Below are 20802 nucleotides of genomic sequence, written 5' to 3'. Positions count from 1 at the left end.
ACAATTTCAGGTAATAATAATTTGATTAGCTCACTAAAAGAATCTTGCATTTGTATCTATTTTTAAAATACAAATATCGAAATTTAATATTTCCCCACAGGTTTTAGACTTGATCCTGGTTTATTTTGTTTTTGATTTAGGATAAGTTAGTTTGTTATCTTAAAGGACTGTAACTAGGATTAAGTCTTGAATGGTCTTTGAATAGTTTTAAACTTATTTCATAAAAACATCATTCTTTGTATCACTTAATTGCCTCCAAAGCCATTCTAAAGGTCCGTACACATGATTTTTTAACCACCAATAGCTAAATCCGATTTGAAGTAAATAAATAGCGATTGCAAACAAAAAGTAAAAATAGAAAGGCATATGATGAAACAATCCTAAACCAACTCCCTGAAATACGAAAAAAGCAATTAAATTTTGGGTTAGATAATTCGTAAAAGTCATTCTGCCAACCCATGAAAATGCTTTAAGTGTTTTTTTTAATTTTTGATTTGTATACAGCAGTATAATAAACAAACTTGTAGAAAGCATAGTTGTTAAAACGATCCAATAATGAAATGAGAAATACTTTAAATAAGGCGGTTTGTACATCATAGAAAGTAAAGAAACTCCCCATAAAACGATAGTGATACCTACTAATGAAAATAAGGATTTTTTTATTTGATTTTTGCTTGCAAAAACAGTTTCCAAGAACTTACTCTTTTGTATCGCCAATCCTAAAATCATACACGTAAACATGACATAATGCGCTGTTACAGAATAGACCAAATTAAGAACTTCAGTGTAAAATGAATTCAAAATATTGTATTTAAAAACCTGTAGCAATTGTGTACTATATCGTAAAGGCGCAATACTATTCGTTAATGTAGTAACATATGTAGTATCAACAGTATTTATGTAAGCTGTTAGTAAAGGAGTAAATAAAAACAATACGCCAGCTATATACAATAATGTTTTAGCAGAAAAATGAATAAAAAACAAAATTAGTAAGCCTAAAAAAGCATAATCCCGTAAAATATCACCATCATAAAACAGACTGTTTATAAAGGCGAATACAAATAAAACCAACATGCGGCGAATAATAAAAAAATAAGTTTGTCCCTTCTTTTTAGCATAAATGACTCCGAAACCAAAACCAAAAAGAGTAAAAAGTAAAGTCCATCCTTTAGCTGAAAAAAGTATGGATTCTACTCCATTTATTACTGTTGCGATAATTCCCTCTCCATGTATTGTCCATTCTGGGCTGTAGGCATAATATAAATAATTTGAAATAACTACTATTAAAAGTGCCCAACCTCTCAGCATATCAATAATTTCGACTCTTTGTTCTTTTTGCATCATTGTTTTTAAATTCTATGTAACTTTTTAATTTGTAAATTGTATTTTGTTTCACCAACTAGTACCTATAATTTAACCCGTAAAACTCATTTCGCGGCAACTAGTACACGATTTTTATAGCAGTAGTAGAGCTTGGCGTATTTAGCCCAAAATATTTACTTCATGAGATTAACGCGAAGAGGAATAGGTTTTGGGATTTTAGGAGTTGGATGGTCATAATTTATCTAAATCAATAATACTAACACCAAACCATTTTTTTGCTGTTTCTAGAACCTTTTCAGAAGGTGCTAAATAATAAACTGCTAGATTCTCTTTAGCTCTAGTACAACAAACATAAAATAGTTTTTGTGTTCTTTCAATAATTTCTTCTTTGTCTTTTGTGTTTTCAAATAAATATTTAAAATTGTACTTTGGCCAGTTTCCATTATCTAAAACAATTAAGACGTTGTCATATTCAGAACCTTTAGTTTTATGTTGTGTTGAATAAGGTGTAAACCCTTCTAAGTAATTATACAAATTGATAAATTCTTGATAAGATACTTCTCGAACTCTAGTATAAATGTATTCAGATGATTTTATAAATTCATTTAATGACTTGTCATTTTTAATAACAATTCCTAATTCATCTGCTCTGTCAATTACTTCTCCAATTGTAGTAGTTCTATTTTTTAATAGTTTTTCAATAGCTTCTTTGAGTTTTATTTTTTCTTCTATGGAATTAATTCTTATTCCATTCTTTTTGATAATTCTAAAAAACTCAGAAAAATTCTTGTTCTCATAATACAAAAGAGTATGCTGAATCTTAAATAGATGTCTAATTAAATTATCTCGTTTTGAACCTTTCTTATTTTCTTCATCTTCAGATTCTTTTTTATCATCAACAAGTTGATCCTTGACAGCATAAAGTTTTTTATAATTAATAAAAGGTTGTTCTTTTACTGATTTATAAAGTTCTTCATCTAACTTTTCTTTAACATCTTTCAGTACTTTAATATCATAAACGTAATCAATCTCAATTATACCAGTATTATTTTTGAAATCATTGATTAAATATTTTTTTGAAGGCTCTATTTTATCTTCTTTAATTGGCTTTAATTTTTGAATTAAATCACTTAAACTTTCATTTTGAGAAAGATGTAAAGTTCTTAATTTTTCTAAATATTTTAATACCGTAAAATGACTTAAACTTTTACTATCAATTTCTTCTTTAACATTTTTAGCAATTTGAGTAAAAACCTGATTTACTGTTGTGTTGTCATCAAACTCGACCTCTCTAATTCTTAAATATTTTCTAACTTTTGATAAATATTCAATAAATTTATCCTTATCGTAAATATCCATTAAAGTGGAAAACTTTGCTTGTGAAGCAATAAGATTGTGGGTTAAGTTTAATTCTTTAGTGTTTTTAGAATCGTCAAAATTCCATTTTACATCAGTATCAAGATTAGAAAGATATTTTTTGAGTTTTGGTAAATCAGATTCTTTTGAATGTAAGAATAAAACATTACCTTTTTTACATTTCCATTCGCAAGCATATTGGGAGCTTTTGAATCACTAGAATGCTTTTGGGTTAAAGGATCAGTTCTAAGTTTATTTGCCAAGTCATATACATTCTTAGGATTCCTTCTATTGTCAGGTTTTTTAACTTCTTTTAAATTAGAATCTTTTTGGTCTAAATAAATTTTCAAATTACCAATACCATCATCATAAATAGACTGCATAGTATCACCAAAAAAACCAATTATTGTCTTGTTCATTTTTTTGGAACGAGATAAATGGCTTAATATAATTTCAACAACTAGCTTGTCGGTATCTTGATACTCATCTACAAAAATAAAATTAAACTTGTCATTGATGCTATCACAAAGTTTCGGGTAATTCGCAAACATAGCTTCTGCCAATATTAGCAATTCATCGTGTGAAATGATACCTTCTGTTAACCTAACAAATTCTTTATATTCAATCTTCTTCCCCTCAAAAATGGATTTATCTGGGTTATCTAATTGAAAACTGGTTATACTATCATTTTTAGCTAAATTGATTATACATTTTTTAAGCTCATTTTGAAAGTTCTTAATACAATCCCAAAGAAAATCGTGTATCGTAGAAACTTTTAATTTTTTATGATTAACTCTTTCTTCAATTTCTCTTACAGCCGCATTTGTATAAGTAATACAAGCGATTTGCACAGCAGGTTGTTCTTCCAGAATTTGTCTAATAATGGAAACTAAAGAATAGGTTTTTCCACTTCCAGCACCACCACTTAATAAAAAATGATTTTGATTATCTATGTGCTCTAAAATTTGAAAAACTTCTGGCTGTTTGTCTTTTATTTCTAGTCTTTTCGTAACCATAATAATCCTTCTCTAATATAATTTGGTATTTGCCATTGTGAATCTGGCTTTTCATTTAACAGTATATCGATTGCTAAAGTTGGCTTTTTGTCGACCCCTTTTTCAGCTAAAGTAAAAGCACACTTATTACTTTTAAATTCTTCTAACCATTTATCAGTTAAACCTTGAAAACTAATATTCTCATTACAAATAAAATCTTTATTGATATGAAAAAAGGCATCTTCAAAACTTCTTGCGTGGTATTCATCTTGCTCTGTTTGAAATGTTACAAGTAGTTTTCCTTTTTTGTTTGAATTCCAAATTCCTTTTTTATTTTTTCTAAGTACTTTCCAATCAAATGATAACTTTTTTATATCATCTATTTTATTTGTGCGATGAAAAAATATTAATGCGTTATTTTTAATGAATTGGACAGAACTACAACTTGCGGGACATTTATGCTCTATGAACTTAGTATTACCGTTTTTATAAGTATCATGAGTCCCATCATCTTTTAATATTGGTTCTGTGTAATAGCAATCCAAATCAGTGATTATTAAAGATTTTACACCAATAAAATCAATAAACTTTTCAAAAATCTGAGAATGCGCACCAACTTCTACAATTGAAATATTCTGAGATAATAATTTAAGTTCATTATTTTCTTTTGGTTCTTCATTATCTATTTTTTGCATCATTGCAGGTAATAAAATTCTCTCGGTATCACCTTCTATGAAAATTGCTTTATCAGCAAAAAATAATTCTGATCTGTTTAATGTTAAATACTGTTTTAAAAAACGGTAGTTTTTCTTTCCTAATTCGCCTTCCGAATTATATTCTTGCTCTAAATCCTTTAAATTCTTTGCTTTAATGTCATTTATAGCTTCTTTCTTCAAATATTTTATTGTATCAAAATCTTGGCAATTCGCAACGATGTGTGAAGAGTGTGTGCTAATGATATATTGAAAAGGTTGTGGTATTAGAGAATTACCATCTTTATCCTTTTTTACTATCCCTTTGTTTAAAAGATTCGCAATGTTTTGAATAAAGACATACTGCATTTGTGGATGCGTATGGGCTTCTGGTTCTTCAATTAATAATAAATTGATACTCGCTGGATTTTCGTCTTTTTTTCGTGCAAATTCTGAGACTAAAATTTTGATTTGGAAAATCATACTGATAAGATTCATATATCCTAAACCATTATACTGTTCAGGAAAATCTGTCTCATTATGATTATATACTACCGTTGTATTTCCTTTTAACAACTCCTTATGTTGTAATGTGGAAATAATTTTGATAATAGATTCTTCTTTTTTTATGCCTCCAAACTCTTTTACTGTTTCAATTGTTTCACTAAACAAACCTTTATATACTTCACCTAATTTTTCATCCGTTTCTTCTATTGCCTCATTGAATTCTTGAATTTTTTCTTCATCAGCATCATTTTTTTCACTTCTTTCATATATTTCTGACGTTTGTGTAGATAAGGTTTTATCGTTATCCTTATTCGTTACACCTCTTTTAGCATCTATATATTTGAAATTAATGATGTCTTTCAAATTATTTTTAAGCTTGCTTTTTTCTAAATCATTAAAATTTGATTCAAGGATTATATTGTTATCATAATCATAGTCGATACTTTTCCATCTTCTCTTAAAATATTTGTCTTGGTATAACTTAAAAAAATGATTAAAGGTTTTTAAAGCATATTCTTTTTGTTCGTTTTTAGGTTTACTTTTTTCAGATGCATACAATTTAATTCTTTTTAATCTTTCATTTCGATAAAAAGATTGATACTCTTTTCGCATTTCTTCATAATCATTGAAATGCAGGGAATATTCATAACCCAAAACAATTTTGTTGTGATTAGGTTCTAAATCCATCATTAAATCAAATATAGTACTCGTGTTATCATTTTCATCATAGGATAAAATTAATCTTAACTTAATACCATAGAGGGTTTTATCGTATTCCTCTTTGTTTGTAATTTGTTCAGGAATAGTGATTAGATTTTCAATTTCTTTTTTATAATCTAAATTAAAATCTTCCGCTTTAATTTTATTTTTATCACTTTCACTATTGATAAATTTTTCTAAGCATGTGAGGATAGAAGTCTTTCCTGTATTATTTTTTCCTAATACCAGCGATAAAGTATCTTCTAAATCTAACTTAAAGTCTTTTAGTAATCTGAAATTACTAATGTGTATTGATTCTATTATCATATATGTTTGTTTAACTTTATCAATTCCCTAAAGCCCCCATCCAACTCCTCAATCCTCTTCTTCCCGCTTCCCAATCCACTCGAATACAAATAATATTTTGAAATACTTCTCTCGTATTTTATTTTCCATAAGGTATTTCTCAAAAATAACAAAAACAAACTACAAAAACAGGGTATAACTACCTGTTTTTGTAATTAAAATAACCTAAACTGTTTTCTTAATTTAAACTACAAAGTCTTACGGGTTGCTTATCGAAAATGCACTGACTTGAAATTTTCCTTCATCATACACTTAAAACATTTCAAACCTGAAAAAAAAAATCGTGAATTAAAACCCATATACAGGTTCTAATTCACGATTTATAACTTTGAATGGATTTTATCTTAACTGTGCGCACTACTCGAATTGCTGCACAGTTTCAGTTTTTATCCTTACTCTTATTTCCAACCGTCACCTAATTCACGGTATACATGAACTACGGCATTAAGCTGGGCTTTTTTCGTTTCGATTAATTCCAGTTTTGATTCTAAGGCGTCGCGCTGTGTCATCAATACCTCAAAACAATCTACTCTGGCTGACTTGAACAAATCACCTGCCAAGTCAATAGAACGGTTCAACACGGCTACTTGTTGGGATTTTAGATCATAGCTTTTTTCTAAGTTATTGATTTTAGACAACTGACTGGAAACTTCTAAATACGCATTTAGAATCGTCTGTTCGTAATTATACAACGCCTATATTTGTCTCGCATTAGCAGGGCTATACTCGGCTTTGAGCGCATTTCTATTAATTAAAGGAGCGACTACATCTCCCACTAAAGAATACAGCAAAGACTCTGGCATCTTAAACAAATAATTTGGTTTAAAAGCGTTAAAACCTATTGCCGCTGTAATATCTAGTGACGGATAAAACTCAGCGCGAGCCGTTTTTACATCCAGTTTAGCAGCTTCTAATTCTAATTACGCTTGTTTGATATCCGGACGATTAGCAAGCAATTGAGCAGGAACACCCGCTTGAACTATGGCAGGCAAACCAGCATCAAAAACAACACTATCTCGTTTAATTTCTTGCGGATATTGTCCGAGTAAAAAGTTGATAGTATTATTCATACTATCAATTTATAAACGCTCTCAATCATTTATTTATCGCTTACCTATCAAACTAGGCAGAAATAAATAAAATGAGATTCACTTTTCAAGATTATAAAAAGTTGGACTTTAACAAAAATAGTAAGCTTATGAATGTTTCTAAATAGCTTTTAAATTACAAATTTTAAGAATATTTGTCTAACGTATTTGATAAAAGTAAAACTACCAAAATTACTGTTGAAACAGAAACAGACGACAAGATAAAAGCGCCAATATAAAAAAATCTCTTATCGGCTTTTTTTGCCAATACTTGAGATTTGTATCGCCCTTGTACTTCATTTTTCATGTAAGATCCTGTTTTAATTTGATAAATAAAAAGAAATTATTTTGTGCAAATTTACCTATAATAAAAGACTCATACAATACCTACATTTAGTGATATTTACCACCATTATTACACTCATTTTATCCTTATTCCAATAGCGAAAATAGTATTACTTGAATACTTTTAAAATGAATCTCGACGATGTAAATCTTTATTTTAAATGCCGTTAAATAATTGGCAATAAAGAGCATAACTCGGATTACTAATTTAAAAACAACCCAACTCCCAAAAACTAAATCATAAAAAAAGCGTCTCGAAAAATTCAAGACGCTTTTTGATTTTAGCTAAATAATCGAAAAATCTGTTTCCAAAGTTCAATACTTGAAAACCAAATTATGTAATACAAATGGTTTTAATTTTGATGCACATTGTTTTTTAAAAACAGGTTAAAAACGAAATGAAAAATTTATTTTTTGCTTCAAAAATTGTAAATTTCCAAAAAAAAGATGAATAAAGTTTTATTGATATTTATGAGTTGCAGTCTTTCTATGTTTTCCCAAAAAAAGCAATTAGATAAAGAGGAAAAAGATATGATTTATGAATTTACTTATAATGTAGGTAAAGGAATATTTAAAGTCACAGATTTTCCTTATAAGAAGGTAAGTAAAAAGATAAGTGAGATTCAAAAGAAGCCAATTCAATCTATTGAAGTACTAAATTCTTCAGTAGATACGCTAATTGCAAGAGGGATTTTAAAATTGGAGCAATCTGAATATGGATATGATTTGTTGTTTAATTCGCGCTTTCCCTCTTATTATAAAGATAATGACGAGATTGATGTTGTAGAATTTCATCCTATAAAAAGCAAGTTATTTAATTTAAAAAAAGAGTTGATTGAAATTCAAAATGTTGGCGGAACTTCTTTCGGAAGTGAATTTTTGTCTAAATATGAGAAAGGAAAAAACACCAATTTGAATTTTACGACCCTTCGTAAGCAAGATCAAATAAACAATGAAGTAAACTTTAAAAACAACAAAGAGCTTTCTGAAATCAAAGGAAGTGTCGTTTATAACATTAAATTTATTACAGATTATTCTCAAGTAAAGCTTTCTCAAAAGGATGTAGGGAAAATTTTTAAGCTCAACAACATAGAATACAATTTAATTGCTATTTTAAACAACACGATTGTTTTCGAAATAGTTGACTTGAAAAACAGTGATCGAAAAAATCAAATACGCTTGATAAATTATGATGAAATAGGCAATGTTTTAGTCAATTATAATGATCAGGAAATGATTGAATTAAAGAAGAAAAATAAAAAAATAAATGATGAAAGAGCGGGTTTTGGGTATTTTGGAGGTGATTTAAGTAAGCGTATTTTTGATGCTTTTAAAGTTAACCCTTTAATGACTTTTGAAGAATATAAAAAAATATTTAATGTAGAAGATGTAATAAATGAAACAAACAAGTACATATTTGTTCACACTATTGCGCCAATTAAAAATGACTTTATACTTTACGAACCCATATATGGAATAGACAGGAATTTTGAGATGATTCCTAATCAGGAAAAAGCAATAGCAAAAAAACTTGCCATCGAAGATTATAATGCGCCACAGTTGTCTGCTGAATGGGAGGAGAAACTATTTGGAAATATAAAAGAATACACTGAAAACTTTTATTATGCCACAAAAAAAGGTGACAAATATGTAAAAGGAAAAATGCAAAACTATAGAACTTTCAAAAAGAACTCTAATGGTGAGTTTGTAGAAGATAAATTGTTCCCTAAAAAATCTGATTATCCGGAGAACAAGTATAATAATTTGAAACTAAAGATAGAATCAATAAATTATGATGATGAAGATAAAATGATTGAAAAAACGATTTATAATTATGGACCTGATAACAAGTTAATCGAAGAGAGAAATTATTTGGATAATGATACTTTAAGAAGTTCGGTGAAATACGAATATAATAAAAACCACATATTTAAAAACAAAAATTCTTACGAATATATTGAAGGAGCGGTTGAAATAACTGAGTCACAAGATGATTTAGTATACGATGAAAGAGGAAATCTAATAGAAGAACATTTTAAAAATAATAAAGAGGGCTCAGCTTATTTGGATAAATTGGTTATTTATCGTAAGTACAACACTGATAATAGGAGAATTGAAGAATCTAGTTCGGATTCCTTTTTCGGAGATGGAAAAAGTAAGTTAGATACAAGAATTCAATATCTTAAAATTGATAATCAAAAAAACTGGACTGAAATGTTTTTTGAAGACGGACTAGATTCAGAAAAGCCAAGTGCAAATTTTGTAGAGCGAATATTTATATATGAATAAAGTTTTTAAGTAAATAATTTCACCAACAGCGTAACAAAAAAACCTCACAGCAATGTGAGGTTTTTCAAATTATCTAATTAACTTACTTCATTAATTGTTGTAATGGTTTTAATTGTTCTACATCAATATTTGATTGTTGTAAAACACTCATCATGGTCATAATGCTAGTCGGATTCATATCTTTACCCAAAATTCTAACCACAGCAAAACCATTTTCTTCTTTGTTGGCAAAGAATACAAATTCTTCAATATGATCATCGGTGCCTACAAAACTTACCGAAGCGCCCTCTTTTCCAGACGCAAACTTCATCAGCTGCTGGTACTTTTTATCTTTTAAGATCAAATTTACTTTAGCACGTTCTATCTCAAATTCTGCTTTGTTCGTAGCGTTCAATTTAAAAGCCAAAACATTCATCTTGTCAAAAGATTTTAAAGCATCACTTTGAGCTACTGATAATTTTGTTTTATCAACATTCAAAATATCAGGTGACACATCCAGCGCAATAAAGTTTTTATTTTCTGTGTTTTCAACAAAGTACTTTTGTAAGGACGGTTCTGAGTTGCAACTTGACAGAAACAAACTTAATAGCAGTGCTATTCCATAAACTGTTTTCATCTTATCTTTTTGCTTTAGTTGCTTTTCTCAAATCATCTCCGCCAGGAATTTTCATTTTATTGGTAAGGACTGCAATTTCATCTAAATCAAAGTTTCCTTTTAACGACATTAGCACGGTATCATCATTTTTAGCTCCTTCAATAAACATAAATAACTCTCTAATTTGGGAATCATTCGCTCCTGATTTTACTAAGATTTTAATACTACGTCCGTCTTCATTCACACGCATTAACTCTTCTAAATTTGCCGATTTGATGTACTTGTCTGCAACTGCTTTCATTTCGCCTTCTAAACGTGCATTTTTTGTGGTAAACACTTTCAAATCATCGAGTTTCTTGATTAAACTTAAGTATTGTTGCGTTTCTTTATCGGAAGCATCCATTTTTACTTTGCTCATCAAGTCAAACATTTTTTTATTAACAATGATTGAGGTTACACCTACTTGCCCATCGAATTTATCAAAAATAGCTTGTGCATAAAAGGTGCTGGAAACTAAGGCGAATACTAGGGTTAGTATCAACTTTTTTGTGGTACTGAATTTACTATTCATTTTGGTTGTATTACTTGTTGATTTCATTTTAGATTTTTTTTTAAATTATTTTTCTTGTTTTTATTCCACATACAAGGGAATTACAAACCACTTGACTGAGTTCTAGTGTCAATAAAAATCTTGTCTTTTGTAGTTTGATACACCTGAATGTACTGTACACTTTCTATGCCAACATTTACATTACTAGACAATAAGGACAATGCTTTTTGAGTAGCTCTAAAAGCTTCTTCAGGATCGTCATACGTTCCTAAATTCTGATTATTTGTTGCATCATCATAATTGTGATAGACATAGGTTCCTATTCCCAACAAAACAACAACAGACGCTGCAAGTGATAGCCACGTAGCATTACGCTTTATGTTTCCCGCTTTTGGGAGTTGTGGTACTTGAGACGTAAACTGCTGCTCTTTGGCAAGAGAGAAATATTCAAAAATAGGCCTGTATTGTTCTAAATGCTGCGCAACATCTAATGAAGAAAAATAAGTACGTAATTCCTTTTCTTCTGCAATACTGGTTTCTCCCTGAAAATATTTTTCTACTAAATAGTCTATTTTAACTAATTCCATAATTGTGTGTTTTTGTCATATAATCCCGTATCGTTTTCCTTGCTCTAGATAGCGCCACCCGAATCGCACTTTCATTCATTTCGAGTATTTTTGCAATTTCTTCAAATTCATATTGTTCTATATCCCGCATTTGAATAATTAATCGTTGTTGAACGGGTAATTGCTCCATTATTTTCTCAACCCAATTCAAACTGTCCAGGTCTTCCATTTTCTTGTCTAAACCTGCCTCTCGATCTACATAATTCGTATGCACAATTTTGAGATTTCCTGTTCTTTTAGCTTTAAGCTGATCTAAACAATAATTTTTGGTCATGGTCATGGCAAAAGCTTCAACACTCCCAAAATCAGATAAATTACCATTGCGATTCCATAATTTAACCAAAACTTCTTGAGTAGCATCTTCTGCTTCCTCTGTGCTCACGAGCAACCTTTTGGCCAACCTGAAGACTTTGTCTTTAAACGGATTGACAAGAAGAACAAAGTCATTTTGGTTCATAAATAATTTGGTTTTAAACTGGTTATATAAGCTAGACGACTCGTATTATTTTTTGCAACAAAAAAACATAAAATAAAAACTAAAGTTAGTATTTTTACGTTTATCTTATTAAATACCAACCATGAAAACAACCATTAAAATTGCCCTCTTATTGTTTATATCGGCTTTCGCGTTTCAAAGCTGTCAAGATAACGATGATATCGCACAACCGCAGGGATTAGCCATTCAAAATTTTATTTGGAGTGGAATGAATCAATTTTACTTATGGCAAGGAGATGTACCCAATTTAGCAAACGACCGATTTGCTGACCAAGCTGCACTAGATGCTTTTTTGCAAGGATATCCAGTTCCTGAAGAACTATTTGATGCTTTACTTTTTAAAACAAAAGATAAATTCAGTTGGATTGTAGATGACTACCTAGAACTCGAAGGTCAAATACAAGGAACTACCAAAAATAATGGGGTTGAATTTGGACTCAGTTATAAACCTGGCAGTACCACCGCCATATTTGGTTATGTGCGTTACATTATTAATAATTCAGATGCATCCACAAAAAATATTAAACGTGGCGATGTTTTCACAGCTGTTAATGGAACACAATTGACGATCAGCAATTACCAGTCCTTGTTATTTGGTGCTAATGAAAATTACACTTTAAATTTAGCTGATTATAACGGAACTGACTTTGTTACCAATGGTAAAACAGTAAACTTAACAAAAACTGTATTAACAGAAAATCCAATTTTAATCAACAAGGTGATTACTTCTGGAACAAACAAGATAGGCTATTTGATGTACAATGGTTTTTATTCCAATTTTGATGGACAGTTAAATGATGCATTTGGTTTTTTAAAATCACAAGGAATTACCGATTTAGTTTTAGATTTACGTTACAATGGTGGAGGATCAGTGCAAACTGCGACCCGATTAGCAAGTATGATTACGGGACAATTTACAGGTCAAATATTTTCAAAATTAGAGTGGAACAGTAACTATAGCGATAATAATACCAATTATCTTTTCCCAAGTAACATAGATGCTGCATCAATAAATAGCGTCAGTATGGCAAAAATTTATGTTTTGACTACAAAAGGTACCGCGTCTGCAAGTGAACTTGTTATTAATGGACTGAAGCCTTACATGAATGTTGTACAAATAGGTGACGTAACATATGGTAAAAATGTAGCCTCAATAACATTATACGATTCGCCTACTTTTGGTTCAACCAAAAGAAATCCAAATCACAGATATGCCATGCAGCCTATTGTAGCTAAGACTTCGAACTCTGTGGGTTTTGGAGATTATCCTGACGGATTACAACCTGATTTTCTGGTAAAAGAAACGATCAGCACCTATGGCGTTCTGGGAGATCCATCAGAGCCTTTGTTAAGCTATGCTATTGGAAAAATTAATGGGACAAATAGAATGATGAGACCAAATACCACTAATGACTTCGAATTTTTTAAAGATTCTAAAGCAATGCGAAGATTTCAAAATGAAATGTATCTTGAAGAAGCACCAAAAGGGCTCTTGAAAGCTTTGGAGTAAATAGCTCTTGTTCACAATTTCCAAACTAGAATTAAGCTATGTTTTAGCAGAAAACTGCGTTCGATACACTATCCTTCGTTTCCGAATTAAAATAAAAACTGTTGTAATTAAAAAAGAGAGACTTTCACCGCTGATTGTCTCTCTTTTTCGTTTCCAATTATAACTAACCTTATTTTTAAAATTTATTTTTAACTATTAATTATTGAAATAAAATCCATTAGGAGTTACTCCAACAGTGCTATTATTTTTCAAAACACCGTTTGTGTCATAAATAGCAACTTTACCATTCGAACTATAATCAACTGCATCAGCCAAGTAAACTGAATTATTGTGAACAGCAAAACCATAGGCACTAAAACTTGTTGTAAAAAGCGCTTTTGAAGGCAATACAGTATCCGATGTATTCATCACAAATACATTTTTAGCTTGAGTGAAATATAATTTATTATTTTCTATATCCATTTGACCAGGATGAGAAGTCAAGGCGAAATCTAAAGTTGTACTAACCATATTTGTAGTAGGATTGATTTTTTGCAACTTCCCAGCAGTTTCATCACCAGTCCAAGAAGCTTTACCACTACTTAAAACATAGATAACACCTTGATTTTCTTCAATACTTGCCGGCTTATCTCCTACTGAAATAGTAGCTGTTACTTTAGAAGTCATAACATCAACCACTGAAACAGTCTTTCCTGAACCATATCCACCTAAATGTGCTACATATAATTTATTATTATAAACGATCAACTTTTCTGGACCTTCAACTACTGGAATTTTGCTTTCTATTGTATTTGAAGTCAAATTCACAACAGCTATATAATCGTCTGTTGCATCACTTCCATCTCCCCAGTTTGTAACATATCCTTTTCCATTTGTAAAAACAATATATCTTGGATTTTTCAAATCTTTATCAATAGTCGCAATACTTTTGAAAGAATATCTGTTTACAACTTGAATTGTATTAGAACCATTCATTACTATGTAACCAAACTCTCCATTAGCATTAAAATCTTGTGCTGTGTCACCTAATAACTTCCCTTGATTAATTGCGGAATAAAGCGAGTTTTGTTGCGTGATAAGATCATTACTGATAAAAGAAATTTCAGCATTGGCTTTACCAAAACCTCCTTCATTGATTATAAAAAAACCATTATCATAAGCTCCTAATGATTTTTCCTCATTAGTATCATTGGTACAAGACCCTAAAAATAATGTTGAAGCCAAGACTGCGATTGTAAAATTTTTAATTTTCATGTGTTAGTATTTAATTGTTAGAGTTAAATTATAATTGCTACCAGGCATCGGTCTTACCTCAACGATTTGGTAGTTTTCATTAAATAAATTCAGTGCTTGAATTCCTATTTTATAATGGTCCAATTCTCCTATTTTGTAATAGACACTAAGATTTGAAACCTGATATTCTTTTAACCTGTAATAATTATCCGCTGAGGTAAAAACAGCTCCATTGAATAAATATTGATAATTTAAAGACCAGTTTTTATAAGAGTAATCTGCATTCATTGTCATTTTATGATACGGAACATAAATAAGTTGTTTTTGATTGCTTTGATCCACAGACGAAGTATAGCCGTAAGCTACACTGAAATTAAAATTATGTCCTCTGAAATTTTTGAAATAGCTTCCTGTCGCCTCTACCCCTTTATTTACAACACTTGCTGTATTAATAGGCGTCCATTGTCCTGTTTCATTAGGAATCCAACGAATCATTGCTTTGGTTTGAATATAAAAACCCGTCAATGAAAACTTCAAAGCATTAATTTTTAATTCCTGTCCCAGTTCAATTTGATGGGAAAGTTCCGGAATGAGTTCATAATTACCACTCCCTTCCCAGTATAAATCATTGAAAGATGGGAGTCTGAAATTTTTAGATGTGTTCAATTTTATGCTGTATAATTCAAGTGGCTGATAAACAAACCCAAAAGAATATAAAAAGGGATTCTTATAACTGGTGGCAATTTCCTGTCTAACGCTTGCTTCATATTGTATAACAGGACTTAATATATGTTTAACTAAGAGGCTTGCAGTGGCTATATTTCTTTTAGCATTATCAATAGAGGTCCCAAAACCATTGATTTGAGTGAAATCAATAACTGAATTGACGGTGAAGTTTTTAGTTGGAGAATAATCTAAATCATATTTTATTATCTTCGTTTTGGCGCCACCTTCACTAAAAATATCTTTGTCTTTATTCTCATAATACCTAAAATTTTCAGTTACATACGCTAATTTCAACTTAGAAGTCAAATCTCTATGTAATCCAACCCACTCCAGCAAATTTCTTGTGTTCAAATCATAATATTTACTAACAGAAATGGAAGCTAAAGTTCCAGAAAAATGCCGTAAACCGTCATATAACTGGCTGTAAAAATTGATTTTATGATTCAAATTGATTTTATAACCAAAACTTCCATTTAAACTGGTATTGTAATAATCTCCATTTTGATTTTTTTGATTTGAATTGGGGTAACTATAATCGTTATCCGAGCTATTTCTGGAAACACTAAACTGTGAAGCAACTTTTTTATCTGAGGCAATAAGCTGGTAGTAATACCCTTGCGTATTAAAACTTCCAAAATTAATTCGTAAAAGATTCTGAAATTGTTTTTTAAAATGCAACTCATTGTTCAAATGAATACTCCCCCCTATCGCTGAACTACCATAAATACCGCTACCACCACCAGTTCGTACAGAGACATCAGTATATCCCATAGGAGTTATGGTATTAAAATCCGTTTGTCCCAGAAGCTGTGAATTTATATTAATCCCGTTCCAAATTACTGCTGTTTGTGCAGCAGTTGTACCTCTGAAGGAAACAGAAGAAGTCATTCCGTTACCATATTCTTTCAGATAGAGCAAGCTATTGTATCGCAATAAATTGGTCAATGAACTGTAATTTCTCTGAATTACAGAATCATTCAATACCTGAACCTGAAGTGTTTTTGAAAATTTTTTTAGGGCGCCGTCAGTTACAATTACTTCGTTTAAAGAAATTGCAGGTTTATTTTGAGCCAAGACATATTGGCACACACTTAAAAAACAAAATATAAGTAATTTTTTTGTAGTCATAATTTCTGAACTCTTTTTCCCGAGAGCTCGATATTTGTTAAGTAAAAAGGCAGGTCTCCTGGCTTGCGTCTTGTTGTTTACCTTCTCATTCGCCGTGACGAACAATGGTTTTGTAGATAACAACAAGCTTTATAGCTTACAGTTGCGGGTACAGCTCAGGATTTTTGATTTAAGATTTAGGATTCTTTATTTAGGATTTACACCCTAAAATCTGAAAACTAAAACTTGAAATCTATCACCTGATTCCCTTTTAATGCGATTTAAAAAATTTAAACCACAACCTCAATACGGTGGCAAAGATAAAATTATATTAAGTTAATAACCTAAATAATTGCGAATTTTATAATTCAATCTTGATTACAGCTCCAAAATCTACTTTATTTTTAAAAGCATCTTTCAAAGGTAATGCTGAAATGTGGCATAAAAAGCTTCTGATTACTCCAGCGTGAGCCACAATAATCACTGGTTTCGAATGCGTATTTTGGAATTCACTTTGTATAAAATCGACAACACGACTGTGTAAATCGGTAAATGATTCTCCATTAGGAACGCGAATTGTTACAAAATCAGCCATCCACGAATTAAGCTCATCAGGATCAATAACGTCCCAGTTTTTCATTTCCCAATCGCCAAAATTCATTTCCATTAAACGAGCATCTTCATTTACAGCAGTAATTTCTGAATTGTCTTTGATGTAATTTGCCAAAAGAACACAGCGAAGTAAAGGACTAGAATACAGATTTGCATCTTGAGGCAATTGATTTAAAATAGACTGAAAAACAGCATCATAAGGCTCTATGATATCCATATCGGATTGTCCATAACAAATTCCTTTTGGGCAAACGGTTTCGGTGTGGCGTACTAAATAAACTTCCATAATGCAATAAAGGTTATATAAAAAATTACTTCACAAACTTGTTGCGTTGCGCCCAAACAATCTCCGGTATAGCCGTCAATCCATTTCTGAAAATAACGTGCTAAAAAGAATCGAGTCACAAAAACAGGGATTAAAACCAAAATGATTTGCCACTGAAAATAAGACAAAAATACCAATGGTACTAATCCAAAAAAGAAAGCTCCTACTACTTCTCTCCTAGAATAATTTTGTGCAATGGGTTTGCTTTTACTAGATGCATCCTCCCTACTATATTGATGCGTAAAAACAATTGATATTGCCGCTAATCTACTGATAGAATGGCCTGTAATAAAAAGTAAAAGAATTGTAAATTGTGAATTATAAATTATAAAAGTAGGATTCTCCGGAACTGAAATTAATTGAGTCAATCCTTGATATTTCAACAGCAATAACAAGATTAAACCAATGGCACCATACGCGCCAATTGCACTATCTTTCATAATCATCAGGATTTTTTCTTTGGTCCAACCGCCACCAAAACCATCACAAACATCAGCAAAACCATCTTCGTGAAAAGCTCCGGTCACTAAAACAGAAGCAATCATAGAGAATAGTACTGCAATATCAGGCCCAACTAAAAAATTAAAAACATAAAAAACTACAAAAGCAGCACTCCCAACAATCCAACCAACAAGAGGAAAATAACGGGATGCTTTATTTAAATAATCTGGATTATGATCGATGTTTGCAGGACACGGAATCCTTGTGTAGAACATTAAAGCCGTAAAAAATATATGTAGTTCTTTTTTCATTTTTAGAATTATTTTTTGGTTCATTTTCCTGTAGAGATGCACGCAGAGATGCATGTAGAGATGCACTGCAGTGCGTCTCTACTGCTGTTTATCGACCGCTAACCCCCGCTGATTCAAAACTAGCCATCTCATTCAAGAAAGCTACAGCAGATTCAATTATAGGAAAAGCAATCGCACAACCCGTGCCTTCACCCAACCGTAAATCGAGTTGCAACAGGGATCGAACTCCTAGATAATCTACTATTTTTTGGTGTCCTTGCTCTGCTGATGAATGGCAAAAAATAGCATTTTTTATAACAGATGGTTTCTTTTTAAAAGCAATTAAAAAAGCAACACTACAGATAAAGCCATCTACCAGAATGAGCATATTCTGTTCTTTTGCTTCCAGCATTGCACCTACCATTTGCATAATTTCAAATCCGCCAAAGTAGGCTAATTTGCTTTCTAAGTTATTCTCACCCTCATAATTATCTAGGCATTTTTTGAGAATATTAATTTTTTCAATCAGCTTTTCGTCTGTGATACCCGTTCCCTTTCCTACGCAATCGGCAATGGGTAAAGCTAAAATAATACTCATTAAAACTGAAGCAGTAGCGGTGTTTCCTATTCCCATTTCACCAAAACCAATGCAATTACAACCTGTTTTTGCAATCGTTTTCACGACCTCTTGCCCCTTATTTAAGCACAATTGCAGTTCCATGGCGCTCATGGCTGGACCGTGCAAAAAAGACTGTGTTCCCATCCCAATTTTTGCCGAAATCAAATTCGTATTCAAAGGGAAATCATAATTCACACCCGCATCCACAATAGAAAGTTTGATGGTGTTTTGTTTGCAAAATACATTGATTGCTGCGCCACCTACTAAAAAGTTTGTAACCATCTGTCTAGTTACATCTTGCGGATAGGCACTTACTCCGTGATTTGCAATTCCGTGATCAGCAGCGAAAACAACCAGATTAGGTTTTATAATTTTAGGTTCTAAAGTTTGAAACACCATCCCAATTTGTTTGGCGAGCACTTCTAAAATTCCTAACGAACCTGTTGGTTTGGTTTTTTGATCGATTTTATGTTGTAATACATTTGCAAAAGCAGCAGAATCTATCTCCTTTTTAGTATCAAAAAATACTTTCTCCACCGTACTTTCATGCAAAACAGTGATTTCCTCAACCAATGGAATTTCTTGTTTTTGTTTCCAATTCAGTTGTTGCAACATGGGTTGATTATCATAATTGGTAGCTGGTTTTCCCACACAAAAATACCCCAACGGCTCCATATTATCTGGCAAACTCAATAATTGCTTAAACTGATAGTAATTCAAGATAGAAACCCAACCCATAGAATAGCCTTGCTCCGTTAGGGAAAGCCAAATATTTTGCGCTGCACAAACCGCGCTAAACTTGATTGCTTCATTACTCCCAACAGTTCCAATCGTAAAATTATTCAAAACGGAACGATCGTAACAAATCACTAATCCCAATGGTGCTTCTTCAATTGCTTCTAGCTTAAGGGCTTTGTAGGCTTGTTTTTGTTGTTCATTATCTGTTGATGCAATTGCTTTTTCATCATAGTTTGTAAACAAATTTTTAATTGCCTTTTTTATTTCTGCCGACTTGATTAAATAGTATTTTGTGGCATCGGTCAAACCCACAGAAGGTGCCCAATGTCCCGCTTGTATTGCTTTTTTAATAACATCATCCGGAACTGGATCCTCCGTAAAATGGCGGGTGTCGCGACGGGATTTTAAAATTTCATCTAAATAAGTCATGTTTTTTTATTTAAAAGTTCAATGGCAAATTAAATGACAATTGCAAAAAATCAATTTTAAAAACATTGCTTTGATATTGATTTTTGTAGTTGATATTGCCATTATTTCTTTGTTCTTGAAAAGTTATTCTTCCCAAACAATGAAGCAATAATTTTCATAGGTAATTTTAGTGAATGCTGGCAATTCAATCGCTCCCGAAAATAACGGACAGTTAAGTACCAAAGTATGAAATTCACCATTTTCGCCACAAGGATCTATTCCTTTTTCGTGTAATTCTTGCGCTAGTTCTTTAGTCAAAATTTTCCCCAAATACTGTTCTCCCATCATTGTATTGCAAGAAACAATCATCGTTACAATTCCATTTTCAAGCATGTGGTTTACCAATACAATTCGGTCTTGTTGCCACAAAGGTAAAATTGCTTTTAGTGATGCGGCGGCACATACTTTATCTTCCCAATCTTTGTGCGGTTGCAAATCAATATCACCAAAAACAGCTGCTTCCAAATCATATTTGGCTTTTAGCATTTTCAAAACTGCAATAAACTTGACTTCATAATCACCCCAAGTTGCCGGAATTCCTTCCAGAGGCAATCCCATTTTTTGGGCTTGCTGATTCAATATAGACAATGGCAATCCGTGAGAACGAGACACTTTACCATTTTCATTCATCATGTTGAGTAACACTTTTGGAATAAACCCTTGCAGAATTGCCTGCATCATTGCGTAACAACTGTCTTTTCCTCCACTCCAAGAAGTTACAAAATTCATAAGTAATTATTTATTGATTTTTAATTGAATATGTAATACGCTATGAGGTAATATTATCTTTGAATTCACTAATGTAA

The 20802-nt window shown here is 31.4% G+C and carries 17 protein-coding genes, 1 pseudogene and 1 riboswitch; of the genes and pseudogenes, 2 read left to right on the top strand and 16 right to left on the bottom strand.

The window, feature by feature from the left end; all coding sequences use genetic code 11:
• Positions 1-213 precede the first annotated feature (213 nt).
• From ACNQGO_RS09050 to ACNQGO_RS09025, 6 genes and pseudogenes are all read right to left on the bottom strand, one after another.
• Positions 214-1344 carry a DUF418 domain-containing protein gene (locus ACNQGO_RS09050; RefSeq protein ID WP_417968784.1) on the bottom strand — a complete coding sequence of 377 codons (1131 nt, stop codon included), beginning with the start codon at positions 1342-1344 and terminating at the stop codon, positions 214-216.
• A 210-nt stretch (positions 1345-1554) separates the two neighbouring features.
• Positions 1555-2682, bottom strand: a complete 1128-nt coding sequence (locus ACNQGO_RS09045) for a 3'-5' exonuclease (RefSeq protein ID WP_417947453.1) — start codon at positions 2680-2682, stop codon at positions 1555-1557.
• Positions 2683-2768: 86 nt separating this feature from the next.
• Positions 2769-3695: a UvrD-helicase domain-containing protein gene (locus tag ACNQGO_RS09040; RefSeq protein ID WP_417947451.1), complete on the bottom strand. Its 927-nt coding sequence runs from the start codon at positions 3693-3695 to the stop codon at positions 2769-2771.
• Positions 3677-5899 carry an AAA family ATPase gene (locus ACNQGO_RS09035; RefSeq protein WP_417985051.1) on the bottom strand — a complete coding sequence of 741 codons (2223 nt, stop codon included), beginning with the start codon at positions 5897-5899 and terminating at the stop codon, positions 3677-3679. The genes ACNQGO_RS09040 and ACNQGO_RS09035 overlap by 19 nt, the downstream gene beginning before the upstream one ends.
• 437 nt (positions 5900-6336) lie before the next feature.
• A pseudogene (locus ACNQGO_RS09030) lies at positions 6337-7002 on the bottom strand (TolC family protein); the annotation flags it as partial.
• A gap of 169 nt (positions 7003-7171) precedes the next feature.
• The gene (locus tag ACNQGO_RS09025; protein WP_417978961.1) at positions 7172-7333 is read right to left on the bottom strand and encodes a hypothetical protein; all 162 of its coding nucleotides are present in this window, start codon (positions 7331-7333) and stop codon (positions 7172-7174) included.
• A 485-nt stretch (positions 7334-7818) separates the two neighbouring features.
• Between ACNQGO_RS09025 and ACNQGO_RS09020 the strand changes: the two genes are divergently transcribed.
• The gene (locus ACNQGO_RS09020) at positions 7819-9660 is read left to right on the top strand and encodes a hypothetical protein (protein WP_417985050.1); all 1842 of its coding nucleotides are present in this window, start codon (positions 7819-7821) and stop codon (positions 9658-9660) included.
• Positions 9661-9742: 82 nt separating this feature from the next.
• Here ACNQGO_RS09020 and ACNQGO_RS09015 read toward each other — a convergent pair whose 3' ends face one another.
• Genes ACNQGO_RS09015 through ACNQGO_RS09000 form a run of 4 tightly spaced genes read right to left on the bottom strand, consistent with a single transcriptional unit; the run spans position 9743 to position 11888 of the window.
• Positions 9743-10276: a DUF4252 domain-containing protein gene (locus tag ACNQGO_RS09015; protein WP_417985049.1), complete on the bottom strand. Its 534-nt coding sequence runs from the start codon at positions 10274-10276 to the stop codon at positions 9743-9745.
• 1 nt (position 10277) lies between these two features.
• On the bottom strand, positions 10278-10853 hold the full coding sequence (locus ACNQGO_RS09010; protein WP_309757885.1) for a DUF4252 domain-containing protein: 576 nt from the start codon (positions 10851-10853) through the stop codon (positions 10278-10280).
• A 53-nt stretch (positions 10854-10906) separates the two neighbouring features.
• The gene (locus tag ACNQGO_RS09005) at positions 10907-11392 is read right to left on the bottom strand and encodes a hypothetical protein (protein WP_417985048.1); all 486 of its coding nucleotides are present in this window, start codon (positions 11390-11392) and stop codon (positions 10907-10909) included.
• Positions 11379-11888 (bottom strand): RNA polymerase sigma factor, encoded by a 510-nt coding sequence (locus tag ACNQGO_RS09000; RefSeq protein WP_417944607.1) that lies wholly within the window; start codon positions 11886-11888, stop codon positions 11379-11381. Before ACNQGO_RS09000 ends, ACNQGO_RS09005 begins: the two co-directional genes overlap by 14 nt.
• Before the next feature lie 121 nt (positions 11889-12009).
• Between ACNQGO_RS09000 and ACNQGO_RS08995 the strand changes: the two genes are divergently transcribed.
• Positions 12010-13437 (top strand): S41 family peptidase, encoded by a 1428-nt coding sequence (locus ACNQGO_RS08995; RefSeq protein ID WP_417985047.1) that lies wholly within the window; start codon positions 12010-12012, stop codon positions 13435-13437.
• 195 nt (positions 13438-13632) lie between these two features.
• Here the strand turns inward: ACNQGO_RS08995 and ACNQGO_RS08990 are convergent, their stop codons facing one another.
• The 6 genes from ACNQGO_RS08990 to ACNQGO_RS08965 all read right to left on the bottom strand — a co-directional run bounded on the left by ACNQGO_RS08990 (position 13633) and on the right by ACNQGO_RS08965 (position 20725).
• A complete protein-coding gene (locus ACNQGO_RS08990; protein ID WP_417985046.1) occupies positions 13633-14691 on the bottom strand; it encodes a YncE family protein in 1059 nt (352 codons plus the stop codon).
• Between the two features lie 3 nt (positions 14692-14694).
• Positions 14695-16524, bottom strand: coding sequence for a TonB-dependent receptor domain-containing protein (locus ACNQGO_RS08985; protein ID WP_417985045.1), 1830 nt, complete (start codon positions 16522-16524; stop codon positions 14695-14697).
• A 31-nt stretch (positions 16525-16555) separates the two neighbouring features.
• Positions 16556-16824, bottom strand: a riboswitch (cobalamin riboswitch).
• Positions 16825-16864: 40 nt separating this feature from the next.
• Positions 16865-17401 carry an alpha-ribazole phosphatase gene (cobC, locus tag ACNQGO_RS08980; protein ID WP_417985044.1) on the bottom strand — a complete coding sequence of 179 codons (537 nt, stop codon included), beginning with the start codon at positions 17399-17401 and terminating at the stop codon, positions 16865-16867.
• The gene (locus ACNQGO_RS08975; protein ID WP_417985043.1) at positions 17386-18192 is read right to left on the bottom strand and encodes an adenosylcobinamide-GDP ribazoletransferase; all 807 of its coding nucleotides are present in this window, start codon (positions 18190-18192) and stop codon (positions 17386-17388) included. The genes cobC and ACNQGO_RS08975 overlap by 16 nt, the downstream gene beginning before the upstream one ends.
• A gap of 88 nt (positions 18193-18280) precedes the next feature.
• Complete coding sequence (gene cobT / locus ACNQGO_RS08970) at positions 18281-19957, bottom strand: nicotinate-nucleotide--dimethylbenzimidazole phosphoribosyltransferase (RefSeq protein WP_417985042.1); 1677 nt, start codon at positions 19955-19957, stop codon at positions 18281-18283.
• A gap of 123 nt (positions 19958-20080) precedes the next feature.
• Complete coding sequence (locus ACNQGO_RS08965; RefSeq protein WP_417985041.1) at positions 20081-20725, bottom strand: Dph6-related ATP pyrophosphatase; 645 nt, start codon at positions 20723-20725, stop codon at positions 20081-20083.
• Between the last annotated feature and the right edge of the window lie 77 nt (positions 20726-20802).

It is taken from the genome of Flavobacterium frigidum (genome assembly GCF_048286735.1).
In the GTDB taxonomy this organism is placed as follows: Bacteria; Bacteroidota; Bacteroidia; order Flavobacteriales; family Flavobacteriaceae; genus Flavobacterium.
This window is presented reverse-complemented; position numbering and strand designations above follow the sequence as displayed.

Bases quoted from the DNA above. Each gene is read 5' to 3' on its own strand.
- ACNQGO_RS09050 (WP_417968784.1), bottom strand. From the start codon at position 1,344: ATGATGCAAAAAGAACAAAGAGTCGAAATTATTGATATGCTGAGAGGT.
- ACNQGO_RS09045 (WP_417947453.1), bottom strand. From the start codon at position 2,682: ATGGATATTTACGATAAGGATAAATTTATTGAATATTTATCAAAAGTT.
- ACNQGO_RS09040 (WP_417947451.1), bottom strand. From the start codon at position 3,695: ATGGTTACGAAAAGACTAGAAATAAAAGACAAACAGCCAGAAGTTTTT.
- ACNQGO_RS09035 (WP_417985051.1), bottom strand. From the start codon at position 5,899: ATGATAATAGAATCAATACACATTAGTAATTTCAGATTACTAAAAGAC.
- ACNQGO_RS09025 (WP_417978961.1), bottom strand. From the start codon at position 7,333: ATGAAAAATGAAGTACAAGGGCGATACAAATCTCAAGTATTGGCAAAA.
- ACNQGO_RS09020 (WP_417985050.1), top strand. From the start codon at position 7,819: ATGAATAAAGTTTTATTGATATTTATGAGTTGCAGTCTTTCTATGTTT.
- ACNQGO_RS09015 (WP_417985049.1), bottom strand. From the start codon at position 10,276: ATGAAAACAGTTTATGGAATAGCACTGCTATTAAGTTTGTTTCTGTCA.
- ACNQGO_RS09010 (WP_309757885.1), bottom strand. From the start codon at position 10,853: ATGAAATCAACAAGTAATACAACCAAAATGAATAGTAAATTCAGTACC.
- ACNQGO_RS09005 (WP_417985048.1), bottom strand. From the start codon at position 11,392: ATGGAATTAGTTAAAATAGACTATTTAGTAGAAAAATATTTTCAGGGA.
- ACNQGO_RS09000 (WP_417944607.1), bottom strand. From the start codon at position 11,888: ATGAACCAAAATGACTTTGTTCTTCTTGTCAATCCGTTTAAAGACAAA.
- ACNQGO_RS08995 (WP_417985047.1), top strand. From the start codon at position 12,010: ATGAAAACAACCATTAAAATTGCCCTCTTATTGTTTATATCGGCTTTC.
- ACNQGO_RS08990 (WP_417985046.1), bottom strand. From the start codon at position 14,691: ATGAAAATTAAAAATTTTACAATCGCAGTCTTGGCTTCAACATTATTT.
- ACNQGO_RS08985 (WP_417985045.1), bottom strand. From the start codon at position 16,524: ATGACTACAAAAAAATTACTTATATTTTGTTTTTTAAGTGTGTGCCAA.
- cobC (WP_417985044.1), bottom strand. From the start codon at position 17,401: ATGGAAGTTTATTTAGTACGCCACACCGAAACCGTTTGCCCAAAAGGA.
- ACNQGO_RS08975 (WP_417985043.1), bottom strand. From the start codon at position 18,192: ATGAAAAAAGAACTACATATATTTTTTACGGCTTTAATGTTCTACACA.
- cobT (WP_417985042.1), bottom strand. From the start codon at position 19,957: ATGACTTATTTAGATGAAATTTTAAAATCCCGTCGCGACACCCGCCAT.
- ACNQGO_RS08965 (WP_417985041.1), bottom strand. From the start codon at position 20,725: ATGAATTTTGTAACTTCTTGGAGTGGAGGAAAAGACAGTTGTTACGCA.